Source organism: Halobacillus sp. Marseille-P3879 (genome assembly GCF_900240285.1).
In the GTDB taxonomy this organism is placed as follows: Bacteria; Bacillota; Bacilli; order Bacillales; family Halobacillaceae; genus Halobacillus_A.
This window is the reverse complement of sequence record NZ_OESS01000003.1, coordinates 617826-631143: the sequence shown is the minus strand read 5'-3', so window position 1 is coordinate 631143 and position 13318 is coordinate 617826. Positions and strand designations below refer to the sequence as shown.

The window sequence follows — 13318 nt, the reverse complement described above, 5'->3', positions numbered from 1 at the left end:
CCGGGTACAGATTTTATAAGTGAGGGTGATGAGGATGGGTGTGATTCCTTTGATGGTTAATCTTAGGGGGAAGAAGGTTGTTGTTGTTGGCGGTGGTCAGATTGCGGAGCGTAGGGTGAATAGGTTAGTAGAAGGGGATGCTGATGTTGAAGTTATCAGTCCTGATGTGACTTCTGACCTGCAGGCCCTTAACAGAAATAAACAGATCCGCTGGTTCCAAAAATGGTTTTCACCAGAGGATACAGCAGATGCCTTTCTTGTTGTTGCGGCATCCGATGATACAACGGTGAACCAGGCAGTCGTTCAAACGGCTCCACAAAACTGTCTGATTAACTCTGTACAGGAAGCTGAAGAAGGGAACGTGCAGTTTCCTACTCAATTTAAGCGCGGGAGACTCTCTATCAGTGTTTCGACTAATGGGGCGAGCCCAACCTTAGCTTCTACCATTAAGGAGAACTTAGGGCATCAATACGATGAAAGGTATGAAGAATATGTAGACTTTCTATATGACGCCCGTCAGCTAATTAAGCAGTCGTCCCTTTCTCCAAATGAAAGGAAAGACTTACTAAAGCGTCTCGTAGCTGAAGACTTTTTTGATCGGGAGAAACAACAACATATGCTTGCTTACATTCAATCCCAATAAAAAACCCATCCACTCTTGGAAAAAGGGATGGGATATTCTTTATGCTTGCTGTTTGTAATAATTGGTTAAGGCAATGATCATGGCACCCATTTTCGGCTTAGCGGGTTCCACGATACGATGTATGCCATAACTTTTTAGTTCGTCAGCAGTCACACTACCTACCGCTACTGCGAGGACTTTGTCGGCAAAGGCTCCACTTAATTGTCTGCTTCCCGTTTCGAATAAATTCTGGACTTGTGTTTTACTTGTGAATACGACAGCGTCTACTTTTTGGTCGATAATTAGGTTCTGCAGCTTGTGTAAAGTTTCTTCTTCCGGCTCGATATAATGGTATGGCAGAGATTGATATAGCTCTATTGGCAGAGCAGTCAATTGATTGAGCAGTCTTTCTTCCTCTTTATTATATTGCTGAAGGAAAACCTTCTCCCCGTTAAGTTGTAAATCACTTAAGGCTCCAATCAACTCCTTCATCGTCCCATCTTCAGAAACTATGAAAGGCTTTAAATCCTTCTCTTTCAGCCACTTTATCGTTTTACTTCCACGAACAGCGAGTTTGGTTTCTCTCAGTGACTCTATGTAGGCTTCATGCTCCCCAATTCGTGTGGCCGCTTCTTCAAGTGCTTTAGAGCCGATGCCTGTGGTTAAGATCACATAATCAAAATGGGAGCCAATCAGCTTTTTAACATCTTTTTCAGCTTCTCTCTCGTTCAATACTTTTCGGCCTTGAATAGGGACCGTAACCGGAGTGCCCCCTTGTTTGTGTACAAGTTCACCTATGGCTGCTGCCTGGCGGTCTGCTGCTATGGCAATTGATTTTCCTGTTAATGCCGTCAATTTAGATGCCTCCAACAAGTCAATCTGCCGCCTCCACGACGACAAATGGACATTCAAAAGATTCATGAACGCGATCTATTAACGCGTTCACTATGTTTCTATGATCTCCTAATGGCCGGCAAAGGTCAACTTCTCCTCCAGATTCCTGCAGCTCATGCACCTTTTTCTTCATAGATTCCGTCAGAAGGCCTTCAAACCACAGGTAAGGTGCTACGACTACCTTTGAATGCAGCGGCCAATTTTCAATCATGTCATTAAATTTAGGTTTAATCGCGGCTAGATAAGCCGTTTTTACCTGAAGGGTCAAACGTTTTTCCAGAGTGCCCGCAATCGTTTCAATATCACGCCTTGTGGCTGGATCATAGCTGCCACGGCCTACTAATAAAATGGTCGTGTCCTCCTCCAGCTGATCAGAGGCTTCCCGAATACGCTCTTCCACCACACCAATGATTCTTTCCTGGACACCAAGCGGCTCACCATATGTAAGATCGAGCCATGGATAAGTCTCCTTAACTTTTCTTAGTTCAATTGGAATATCCTTTAATGCATGCCCTGCAGTTAAAAGCAAAACAGGAACCACAGAAATGGAAGTGGCTCCTGCCTCGACCAGTTTTTTGACTCCCTGCTGCACATCAGGCTCGCATATTTCAAGAAAACAAATCTCTTGCAGTGGGGCTTCGATGCTGGGCTGTATGTCCGTTAAAAAGTCAATCGCTTGCTGTTTGCCTTTTTCAAATCGTGTACCATGACTAACATAAAGTACTCCTTGCATGCCGATTCTCCTTCTTATTAAATGACTGATGATATTGCAGGAATGGTATCTTCCTTGAACCATTTCAAGGTTTCACGCAGCTTTACGACTTCCCCTATGACGATCATGGAAGGATTCGATACTTCATGCAGCCGTTTATGGATGGTCGCTAATGTTCCTGTGATCGTTTTCTGTTCTTCAGTCGTTCCCCAGTGAATAATGGCAACTGGCATGTCGGGATCCATTCCATGGTTAATAAGCTGTTCACAGGTGTAAGGGAATTTCTTCACCCCCATGTAAATACATAACGTGCCTTTATGATGGGCTAAATTTGTCCAATATGCCACGACATCCTCCTGTGGACTTACTCCTGATACGAACGTCACTGACGAACTTAATTCCCTGTGAGTCAACGGAATTCCTGCATAAGCCGGCGCAGCTGCTCCTGAAGTAATGCCTGGAACGATTTCAAAGTCGATTCCTTTTTCACTCAAAACAGCGGCCTCTTCTCCTCCGCGGCCGAATATGAACGGGTCGCCGCCTTTTAACCGGGTTACTACTTTACCCTTTAACGCATAGTAGCAGAGAAGCTCATTTATATTTTCCTGACGCAGCGTGTGCTGGTCCGGCTTCTTCCCGCAAAAAATGAGCTCTGCCTCCTCAGATGCATATTCCAGCAGCTCCTCATTAACGAGTCGATCGTATAAAATGACGTCCGCCTTTTCAATTGTTTTCATCCCTTTAACTGTAATTAATTCTGGATCTCCAGGACCCGCTCCTACTAAAAAGACTTTCGTCATGTTATCCCCTCCACGTTTGATGAGCCGCTACACCCAGTTCTTATCCTGTAAGAATTGAATGATTTTTTCTGCGGATTCTTCTGCTGTTTCTTGTTCTGTTTGGATCACTAATTCACTTTGTACTGGAGCTTCATAAGGGGAATCGATCCCAGTAAATGAAGGGATCTCTCCATTTCTTACCTTTTTATAAATTCCTTTTGGATCTCGATTCTCGCATTCTTCAAGCGGACAATCGACAAATACTTCTACAAATTCGCCTTCTGCTAAATTCTCACGGATCTGATCACGGTCTGAGCGGAATGGGGAGATGAAGGAAGCCAGGACAATGGTTCCACTGTCAGCAAACAACTTCGCCACCTCTCCGACTCGACGAATATTTTCTTCGCGGTCCTGATCGCCGAAACCTAAATCTTTGTTCAATCCGTGGCGTACATTATCACCGTCCAGGACGTATGTCTGCAATCCTTTTTCATACAGCTTCTGATTGACGATGTTAGCAATCGTAGATTTACCGGACCCCGATAACCCCGTCAGCCAAATAACACCACTTGAATGACTGTTCTTCTCCCGGTAGTCCTCTTTCGTTATTGATGTGCGATGCCATGTTAAATTTGTACTCATCTGTTCTCTCTCCTTCACTAAGTAGTTACTCTCTGCAACCCTTGTATTAGAATTCCTGCTACTTCGGGACGACTGAACGTTTCTGGAGGATTCTCTCCGTTACGCAGCATTTCTCTTACTTTTGTGCCTGACAGAATCACATGCTGACTCTTATCGTGCGGACATGTTTTACTGGAAACCATTGCTTTACACGTATGGCAGTAAAAACTGTGTTCAAAAAACAATGGTGTAATGCCGAGTTCATCTTCCGTAAAATTTGAAAAGATTTCTTGAGCATCATAAGTGCCATAGTAATCCCCTACTCCTGCATGATCTCGCCCTACTATGAAGTGGGTACAGCCGAAGTTTTTCCTTACAAGCGCATGAAAAACGGCTTCCCTGGGACCGGCATATCTCATCGCTGCATTAAAAACAGAAAGAAAGACTCTGTCTTTCGGATAATAGTGGTCAAGCAAGACATGATAGCTTTTTAGTCTTACTTCGCTAGGTACGTCATCACTTTTCGTTTCTCCGACCAGCGGGTTGAGAAATAAACCATCCACCGTTTCAAGGGCCGTCTTTTGGATGTGCTCATGAGCACGGTGTACGGGGTTGCGCGTTTGAAAACCGACGATCTTGTTCCATCCAAGTTCTTTAAATTCCTTACGCGTTTCCGCAGGATCTAAGTAATACACTTCTGAATGGTTCCGTTTTGGACGCTGTACCAGGTACACTGGACCTCCCACATAATAATCCGGACGTTCAAACAGCTTATTTACCCCTGGGTGTTCAAGATCAGTCGTTTGATAGACATGATGAGCTTCCGCCTCTTTGTGGGCTTCATAGATCTCTTCAATCTCAATCCAACCGTAAACCTCCCCATTTTTAGAAAGGGACGCTAAGCTTCCTTCCTGTAACTCATTCGCTTTTTTCTCATCTACAGGAAGTGTAATCGGAATACTCCAGGGAAGACCGTTAGACAAGCGCATATCATGTACTACTGTTAGATAATCTTCTTTTTTTAAAAATCCTGTGAGCGGACTGTAAGCTCCATTGGCAATCAGTTCCAGATCACTCACCGCAATTTGATCTAATTCGATATCGTTTGAAATGCTTTTTTGGGGCAGACTTGCCGATTCTACGATGCGGTTAATTAAAGCTCCTCCATGCGGCTGACTGGGCATTATTAAAATTCCTCCTTGAGTGGGTGTCTCGTTTTCTTAACAATTGATGCTCTGCCGAAATTAGTGAGTACCAGTGTAGCAAAAATTCCGCTTGTAATGATAAGAACAGTAGATACCTTTGACATTAAAAAGATCTCTGTTAAGCAATAAGCGAATACAAGGGAAATCAGGGGGGAAGTAACCCATACCTTGGCAATTTGATGGATCACTTTCTTTTTCCAAATCCCACGCCAGTCCTTTACAGCTCCTGCTCCGACAATTCCTGAAGTTGTCACTTGAGTCATAGGAATCGGTATTCCTAATAATGAGGCACCGATCACTAAAAAACCGGATGTTCCGGAAATCACTACCCCGTCAGAGAGCGAAAGATGGGAAATCCGTTTGCCATTGGTTTCTAGCACCCGGCCTCCTAAAAGCAGAGCGCCAAAAGCCATGAATAATCCCCCTGTTATCAGCCCTGTGCTTTTGTTTAATACATCTGCGCCTACAAGCGGTCCAACCGCACTGGCTACATTATTCATACCGGCTGCAATAGCTTCGAGGAACCCCGTAACTATTAACAAGATTGAGAGAACCGCCGTTAATTTTTTTGACTTTAATTTTCTCGGCTTGATTCGTTCTTTCAGGAGCCCGCAAAGAAAAGTAAGAAAAAAAGCCGTCAATGGTACAAAGATCCAGAACAACACAATATCGAATAACTTCCCTACAAACAGCTGCTGCAGTGAGATGCTAACACCAACAATGGAGCCGACGGTTACTTCACTGGAAGACAGCGGGATGCCGATTAGATTCGTAACAAATAAGGTGACAGCAGAGACAAATAGAATAATAGCTGCTGCTTCAACCGTAAGACTGTTTTCCGAAAGCAGCCCCTTTCCAATTGTCTCTACTACTTCGCCCCCCCATAATGCGCCAAATAAGCATCCAACCCCGCTTAAAAGCAGGGCAGCCCATTTCTTGTTAATAACTTGAGCTCCATACGCAATCCCCATCGTAGCCGCTGAACCGCTGGCGCCAACATTAAACGCATAGAAATAGGTGATGATGAAGCTCAATAGGATGAGCGTCATGAGTGACTATCCTGACTTGCTACTGTGTGGAGCCCACACTCTGTTTTTCCGAATCCTTCCCACCTTCCTGATCGATCGTTAGGATCATCTGAAGGCGAAGTACACGGCATGCAGCCTATGCTCGCATAGCCTTTATCATGGAGTTCGTTGTAAGGAAGATTATTGTCTTTAATGTGTTCCCATACATCATCCCACGTCCAATGGATTAATGGACAGATCTTAATGGATCGGAAGCGTTCATCTTTGTTGACGAAATCTGTCTTACTCCTGCTTAGTGACTGCTCCCGTCTTAGTCCTGAGACCCAGGCCGTCGCACCACTAAGCGCTTCTTCTAATGGTTTGATTTTGCGAATGTAGCAGCAGTGATCCGGGTTTGAGTTCCAGAGCTGATCTCCATGCTTTTCAGCTTGTTCCTGAAGCGTCAGCTGAGGTTTCTTCATTGTGATTTTTAAATCTGGAAACCGCTCCTTAATGCGGTCAATTAACTCGTAGGTTTCCTCAAAGTGAACAGCGGTATCAAGAAAAACAATGTGCGCATCTTTCTTTACTCTGGAAATTAAATCGATCAATACAATTCCTTCCGCTCCAAAGCTGCATGCATAAACGATGTCTTCATACGTGTTGTATGCCCAGTCTAATATAGTTAAAGCTCCCTTTGTTCCATCCTCGGGCTGAACATTACCAAACGGATCCTGAACAAAAGATTCATAAGTGATGATATCTCGCTTCATTGTGAAGTCCTCCTCTATATGAAGCAGCAGGGTCAGCTGCCTCTCGAATCAACGTGAAATAAAAAATCCTCTTCTTTTATTGGGTATAAGAAGAGGATGAGAAAACCGATCTCTGCTCTTCTTATCTATCAAGCGATGATGCCTGCTGGAGTTAGCACAGTACTTTTTTCAAAAAGTCTGTTGCCGAGGTTTCACCGGGCCAGTCCCTCCACCTCTCTGGATAAGAAAAAATTATTATGTGATTAAATGGAAATATACATCATGAAAGTAAAGCTGTCAAAGGGGTTTTTTACCGATTTAGCGCCTCTCAACGCCACAAACCCTTTTATTCCTAGTGTTTTAGTCAGTTTTAAAAAAATAAAAAAATTTTTTGAGAGATCAAAAAATGATCTCTCACTAATTTACAGGTGAAAAGTTAAGCCATTTTTTTGTAAACAGGAAGGCAGGCCATAACTAATAAAAAGACAAAACTAACAGATATCACTCCCCACCACATAAAGTTCTCCCACAACGCTCCTATAGCCGTGCTTCCTACAGCTACACCAATATAATAGCTGATCAAATAAAAACCAGAGGCTCCGCTGCGATGATGAGAAGCTATCTTGCTTACTAAAGCAGCGGCCATTGAATGAGCAACAAAGAATCCCATACATACTATTCCTAACCCAGACAGGATGACCCCAGTAAGAGGAACCCCCGTCATCCAAACGCCGGTAATGAGTAAAATTAAGCCGGCAAGCATAACTTTAGAAAGGCCAAGCTGCGCTGATAGTCTGCCGGCTAAAGGAGGAGCCAGCACACCTAATCCATAAGCTAAATACGTAAAAGAAATCGACTTCAACGACCAGTTAAAAGGATCATTCTGCAAATAAAAGGGCAGATATGTCCAAATGGCAGTGAAAACAAGCTGTAACAGCAGCCCCATTAGAAATAAAGCAAGCATATTCCTATCTTTTAAATGCACAAGCATCCCTTTAAGATCTTCACGTAAAAGGGTTTCCTGCTTTTCATAAAACCTTTCTTTAGGAAGCAGTACTATAAAAAGAATCGTTGTAAGTACGCCGAAGCCAGTCATAATGAGCAAGGTTGTGTTCCAATCAAGAATATCAGTTACATAGCCTGAAACTACCCTGCCTCCCATTCCACCTAGTGCATTGCTTGATATATATAAGGTTACGGCAAGGCCAAGATCATTTGCATTTACTTCTTCCCCTAAATAACCCATTGCCGCTGCAGGAACACCGGCTAAGAAGAACCCTTGCAGGAACCGAAGCAGGACTAAACCTTCAAAAGAAGGAGTGAACGGCATTACTGCCAGCAGCAAAACCGTTACTCCTAAAGAGACATGCATAAGCCGGAGCCGCCCGTAGCGATCCGCCATAAATCCTAATATGAACAAGCCGACTACCATGGAAATCACAGTGGAAGACATAAGAAAGCTCGATTGTGTCGCTGTTACTTGGAATTCACGAGCAAAAACAGGAAGCAGCGGCTGAAAAACATATAGAGTTGAAAATACTAATAACGAAGCCAGCATTAAAGCAATTGTAACTTGCCAAAATGCTGGTTCTTTAGGAGTATATGGTTTCAGGTGTGAACTCATGCTGCTGGTCACCTTACTCTCTAAACTGTTCCGGGAACGTTGTTAAGTCAATTCCCCAGACTGCAGGCAGGTAGAGGAAAATCGCAATCGTGACAAGAATAACAGCAAATACGTTAAGAAGGAAACCAGCTTTCGCCATATCCGGTATTCTTAAATAACCTGAACCAAATACAACAGCGTTCGGAGGCGTTGCAACAGGCAGCATAAACGCACAGCTGGCTGCCACCCCTGCTCCTATCATTAAACTGTAAGGATGCACGTTAATTGCTGCAGCAAGCGAAGCCATAATCGGGAACATCATGGTTGCTGTAGCTGTGTTGGAAGTGATCTCAGTTAAGAAAATGACGAGAGCGATCACTGTAGCCAGAATTAGAATGAAGCTGACTCCTTCTAAGATGGTAAGCTGCGTGCCTATCCATTCAGCCAGGCCGGATTCTTCAAAGCCGGCAGCGATTGCTAAACCTGCACCGAACAATAAGAGAATCCCCCAGGGAAGTCCTTTAGCCGTATCCCAGTCCAGGATAAATTCTCCTTTTCTATTTTTAGATGGGATAAGAAATAAAATTAATGCGGCAGTCATAGCAATAACCGTGTCGTCAATATTTTCATTAATCTCAACTAATACGAAGGAACGCAGAATCCAGGCTAACGCCGTTAAAGTGAAGACTGTCATGACAGCTTTTTCCTCTGAAGACATAGCTCCCAGGGATTTGCGCTCTTTGTTGATCACTTCTCTTCCTCCAGGAAGCTCTTTCATTTTCATGGGATAGGCCATTTTCACAAGGTAAATCCAGGCAATCCCCATAAATATAATTGTCAGCGGTACGCCAAAAGCCATCCAATCTAAAAAGGAAATTTCAATTCCGTATTGATTTTCCACTACTCCTCGAAATAGTGTATTAGGAGGCGTTCCAATTAATGTTGCCAATCCTCCAATCGAAGCACTATAAGCAATACCAAGCATGGTTACTTTTCCAAAATTAAAAGAAGAATGGTCTATGCTGCCTTCACCAGATTTTTCGAGCTGTTCAGAGGACTGATAGATTACAGCCAGACCAATGGGCACCATCATCATAGCTGTGGCAGTATTGGAAATCCACATCGATAAAAACCCCGTAGCTACCATAAAACCCAGCACGATTCGTTCTGTGCTCGTGCCAATCCACGAAATAATAAATAATGCAATCCGCTTATGCAAGTACCATTTCTGCATCGATAATGCGATCAGAAAACCACCCATAAACAGGAAAATAGTATTGTCCCCATAGGAAGAAGCTGTGTCTCCCCCATTCAAACCGCCGGTAAGGGGAAACAAGATTAAGGGGAGCAAGGATGTAGCCGGGATAGGCATGGCTTCCGTAATCCACCATGTAGCGATCCATAACGTACTTGCCAAAATAGCTACCGCACTTTGGGAAAGTCCCTCCGGTTCAAAGAACATCAATGTAAGCGCAAACAAAATTGGCCCTAAAAATAGCCCTATTTTCTGCCGGGTATCAAACGGCGGCTGAGAACCATTCGTATCCTCCGAGTCCGCCTGCTTCTCTTCAGTAAGATTCTCCGAATTGCCATTTACAGTAAATTTCATTAAATCCTTGGCTTCTTCATGCATCTGCCAAAGACGATTCCAGTAGTTTTTTAACAGCGATTGATTCTGCATCTGAAACTCCTCCAATTCCTTTAAAAATAGATTGAAAATTCAAATCTATCGTCAGATTTTATCATAATTTTCTGCATATCGATATAGTATTATTGAGGCAGGAACTGCTCTTACACCGTTTGGCAGGTCTCCACACCTCCACTCCGGGAAGAACGGGGACGAGTTGCCCGAAACCAGTGCAGACAAAGGAAAAAGACGATCATTAAATCTATTGCATCCCCTCCGTAATACATAAGCATGCCTCCGGCTTCTGCTTGAGAAACTGGTACTCCTTCAGGCGGGTGTCCATAGATATACTTAGATAGGATGCCGTGCCCTGCAAGAGCCAGAATTAAAATAATCGAACGGTACAAATAACTCTTCCTGTGGGAAGTCGGATCAATGTACAGGAGCGACGCTGTGAATAAATAACCGGCAACAAAAACATGGAAGTGAATTATAATATGTAACCCTACATACTCGTGCATCATGGAATAGAGACTCGTAGTATAAAGGATCCACAGGCCTCCTACGTTAAGGAGTGATGTAATTACCGGATGCGTCAGTAAACCGGCAGGACGGGATCGTAAAATGAATGTAATTTTTTTCGCAGAATCTACCGGCAGAGCTTTTAAGAATAAAGTGAGCGGCGCGGCCAGAACCATTAATAGTGGAGCGAGCATTCCTAACAGCAGATGTCCGGCCATATGGATAATGAAATTGGAATGCGCCCAATGAGCGAAAGGTCCTACAACTGTCACAAGGGCACAGAGGACACCTGTAAAAAACATGATTGACCGGTGTAAAGGCCAATTCTGCTGCTTCTTTTTTAATGTATATAAGGCTGTACAATAAACAGCCAGGATAATTATAAATGGAAGAGTCAAAAGGACCTGGGCCATCAAAAAACCTTCTCCTGTTACCATGGCACTATGATGCTGACCGTTCACCCTCGCCCCCTCCCATTTCCATGGCGTGTACGTCTTACCAAAACTACTCCAATAATAATCATCAATAAAGCAATCAGATTCCAGATTATATCGTACACAATAACATTGTCGACATACCGTATTTGGTGAATACGCATCAATTTATGCTGAATGATCCCATCGTAAAGCTGAAACGCACCCGCACCAAGCAGAATGCCTCCCCACCATCTTTTCATCGCCACAGCATTTCTTCTTCGTAAATCGGCAAATAAAAAAAGTCCACCAATTGTTGCAAACCAGCTGAGTGCATGAAAGAAACCATCTGAAACAAGCCCGACGTTTGTTGTTGATTTATCATAAAAGTGATGCCAATGTAATAACTGGTGAAAAACTGTTTCATCTAAAAAAGCGACCAGACCAATTCCAAATAAAAATCCAGACCAAAGATTTCTTGATAAATATGTAGCGCCTTCTGCAGATGGTGTATGTGCTGCCATTCCAGGCTCCCTCCTCTATAAGTGGCTTCACTAAATTATTCCCCCGGTATTTTCCTATAAACGTACTGTCACCAAAAATGAGAACAAAATTAATATTAGTTGAGGAGCCAGCCACAAAAACCCCAGGCCTGATTCTGCCTGGGGCTGCTTCGTATTTACATTTTAACGGCTTCCTGAATTCTTTTCTTAAGCAGCCGATTCAAATTGGGATGGCCGTTTAAATAATTACCCATGTCAACACGCTGGTAACTTTGTAGAGGGAGCGTATTCACATATCGTTTCATTTCATTGATTAATATTCCTGTAAATAATAAATAAGGAAGAATTATGACATGTTTTCTTCCGCCAGTGACCATTTCTTTCAGTTTCACTTCAAATCGAGGATGGGCTGCCGTTAAGAAACAGTATTCGATTGAATTTACACCTAGCTTTCTCTTTAATGAGTGAGCGATCGATTTCACGTCTCTTACCGTATCAGGATCCCTGCTTCCTCTTGCGACAATTACTATATCCATATCCGTTGTGATAGGATTAGTTTCTATCATTCTTTCTACGAGGATATCTATCATCATGGGGTGAACCCCTAAAGGACATCCGTAAGTGAATTCAATTTCCGGATAATAATGACTGGCTTTATCGATTTCTTCTGGTATATCTGTTTTGGCATGTCCTGCTGATAAAAGCAGCACCGGGACAACAGCAATTTTTGAGGCCCCTTCCTGCACACAGATCTCGATTCCCTCCAATATAGAAGGAGAAGCTAGTTCAAGAAAGCAATATTCCTGGATGGGGTAATCGATCTTTTTCATAGTTTCCTTCATAAAAGCAGCTGCCTCAGTTACTGCTTCTTCCATACGGCTTCCATGCCCCACATACAGCACGGCTTGCATACCATCACTCCACCTTTATTTATGCTTCCATTACATGAACCCCTGAAAAAGCCGGGTCCTCAGCTAACAACTCCTTAAGACGGGCTCGAAAACGCACGACTTCTCCGACGACAATCATGGCAGGATTCTTAACCTCTGCTTCATCCGCTATTTCCACAATGGTAGAAAGCGTTCCTGTCACTACTCTCTGTTCTTCAGTTGTTCCTTGTTCAATAACCGCCACTGGAGTATCACTTCTGCCCTTTGCCAAAAGCAGCTGACTGCAAATGTATGGAAGATTACTCACCCCCATATATATGGCTAACGTATCTATATTTTCGGAGAGAGTTTTCCAATCGATTTCTTTATCATTTCCTTTACACCGGTGGCCTGCAATTACAGCAAAGGAACTCCCAAGTTCACGATGAGTGACAGGAATATCCGCATAAGCAGGGGCAGCGATGCCAGAAGTAATGCCCGGCACGACCTCACTCTTAATCCCGTGTCTGGCTAAAGCTTCTGCTTCTTCTGCTCCTCTCCCGAATACATAGGGATCCCCGCCTTTTAAACGTGTGACGGTCCTGCCTTGTTTAGCATACTTCACAAGCAGATGATTAATCGTTTCCTGTTTTACGATATGGAACTGAGGGTGCTTTCCGCAAAAAACCAGATCCACATCTGGTTTTGCATGCTCCAGCAATGCCTTATTCACTAACCGATCGTATAAAATGACATCAGCTTCCTGAATGCATTTTTGTGCTTTTAATGTAATTAATTCTGGATCTCCCGGGCCTGCACCCACTAAATATACTTTTGCCATCATTGCCCTCCTCAAAGGCTTTTATTCTGGAATATAAATGTAGACGCTCCCCTTTTCTACTTCTACTTCATACGTGTTCACACATCCTGTATCTGGATCCTGAACCTTCCCATCTTTAACGCTTATCTTCCAATCATGCATAGGGCAGAATACATGCTCACCGCTCACCATTCCTTCGGCAAGTACTCCACCTTTGTGAGGACAGCGGTTTTCAATTACACGTACATCACCGTCAGCCAATTTAAATATAGCTAACTCAAGACCTCCTGCATGGACCGTTCTTCCTAAGTTCTCCGGAAGCTCTTCTACCTTTGCTACAAACACTTTGTTTACCACTTGTTCCATGTA

The 13318-nt window shown here is 43.5% G+C and carries 15 protein-coding genes and 1 riboswitch; of the genes, 1 reads left to right on the top strand and 14 read right to left on the bottom strand.

The genetic code is table 11. From position 1 onward, the window contains the following. The first annotated feature begins 34 nt into the window (after window positions 1-34). Window positions 35-643, top strand: coding sequence for an NAD(P)-binding protein (locus C1A12_RS17410; RefSeq protein ID WP_159462221.1), 609 nt, complete (start codon window positions 35-37; stop codon window positions 641-643). Window positions 644-682: 39 nt separating this feature from the next. Here C1A12_RS17410 and C1A12_RS17405 read toward each other — a convergent pair whose 3' ends face one another. The 14 genes from C1A12_RS17405 to nirD form a co-directional block, all read right to left on the bottom strand. Then, window positions 683-1477, bottom strand: a complete 795-nt coding sequence (locus C1A12_RS17405; RefSeq protein WP_159462220.1) for a uroporphyrinogen-III synthase — start codon at window positions 1475-1477, stop codon at window positions 683-685. Window positions 1478-1496: 19 nt separating this feature from the next. Then, entirely contained in the window at window positions 1497-2249 is a 753-nt protein-coding gene (locus tag C1A12_RS17400; protein WP_101845890.1) for a sirohydrochlorin chelatase, read from the bottom strand. 17 nt (window positions 2250-2266) lie between these two features. Further along, the gene (gene cobA / locus C1A12_RS17395; protein WP_101845888.1) at window positions 2267-3028 is read right to left on the bottom strand and encodes a uroporphyrinogen-III C-methyltransferase; all 762 of its coding nucleotides are present in this window, start codon (window positions 3026-3028) and stop codon (window positions 2267-2269) included. Between the two features lie 27 nt (window positions 3029-3055). Next, complete coding sequence (gene cysC, locus C1A12_RS17390) at window positions 3056-3649, bottom strand: adenylyl-sulfate kinase (protein WP_101845886.1); 594 nt, start codon at window positions 3647-3649, stop codon at window positions 3056-3058. A gap of 17 nt (window positions 3650-3666) precedes the next feature. After that, complete coding sequence (gene sat / locus C1A12_RS17385; protein WP_101845884.1) at window positions 3667-4815, bottom strand: sulfate adenylyltransferase; 1149 nt, start codon at window positions 4813-4815, stop codon at window positions 3667-3669. Next, window positions 4815-5882: an inorganic phosphate transporter gene (locus C1A12_RS17380; RefSeq protein ID WP_101845882.1), complete on the bottom strand. Its 1068-nt coding sequence runs from the start codon at window positions 5880-5882 to the stop codon at window positions 4815-4817. Before C1A12_RS17380 ends, sat begins: the two co-directional genes overlap by 1 nt. Further along, the gene (locus C1A12_RS17375; RefSeq protein ID WP_101845880.1) at window positions 5879-6613 is read right to left on the bottom strand and encodes a phosphoadenylyl-sulfate reductase; all 735 of its coding nucleotides are present in this window, start codon (window positions 6611-6613) and stop codon (window positions 5879-5881) included. The genes C1A12_RS17380 and C1A12_RS17375 overlap by 4 nt, the downstream gene beginning before the upstream one ends. A 118-nt stretch (window positions 6614-6731) precedes the next feature. Further along, a riboswitch (SAM riboswitch) is annotated at window positions 6732-6840 on the bottom strand. A 188-nt stretch (window positions 6841-7028) separates the two neighbouring features. Then, on the bottom strand, window positions 7029-8216 hold the full coding sequence (locus C1A12_RS17370; RefSeq protein WP_101845878.1) for an MFS transporter: 1188 nt from the start codon (window positions 8214-8216) through the stop codon (window positions 7029-7031). Window positions 8217-8229: 13 nt separating this feature from the next. Beyond that, window positions 8230-9876, bottom strand: coding sequence for a DASS family sodium-coupled anion symporter (locus C1A12_RS17365; RefSeq protein WP_101845876.1), 1647 nt, complete (start codon window positions 9874-9876; stop codon window positions 8230-8232). Between the two features lie 110 nt (window positions 9877-9986). Next, a complete protein-coding gene (locus C1A12_RS17360) occupies window positions 9987-10781 on the bottom strand; it encodes a cytochrome c oxidase assembly protein (protein ID WP_101846538.1) in 795 nt (264 codons plus the stop codon). A 20-nt stretch (window positions 10782-10801) separates the two neighbouring features. Beyond that, window positions 10802-11281 carry a DUF2243 domain-containing protein gene (locus C1A12_RS17355; RefSeq protein ID WP_101845874.1) on the bottom strand — a complete coding sequence of 160 codons (480 nt, stop codon included), beginning with the start codon at window positions 11279-11281 and terminating at the stop codon, window positions 10802-10804. A 155-nt stretch (window positions 11282-11436) separates the two neighbouring features. Then, complete coding sequence (locus C1A12_RS17350; RefSeq protein WP_101845872.1) at window positions 11437-12171, bottom strand: sirohydrochlorin chelatase; 735 nt, start codon at window positions 12169-12171, stop codon at window positions 11437-11439. A gap of 19 nt (window positions 12172-12190) precedes the next feature. Next, entirely contained in the window at window positions 12191-12970 is a 780-nt protein-coding gene (cobA, locus tag C1A12_RS17345) for a uroporphyrinogen-III C-methyltransferase (protein WP_101845870.1), read from the bottom strand. A 21-nt stretch (window positions 12971-12991) separates the two neighbouring features. Then, a complete protein-coding gene (gene nirD, locus C1A12_RS17340) occupies window positions 12992-13315 on the bottom strand; it encodes a nitrite reductase small subunit NirD (RefSeq protein ID WP_101845868.1) in 324 nt (107 codons plus the stop codon). Window positions 13316-13318: the final 3 nt, after the last annotated feature.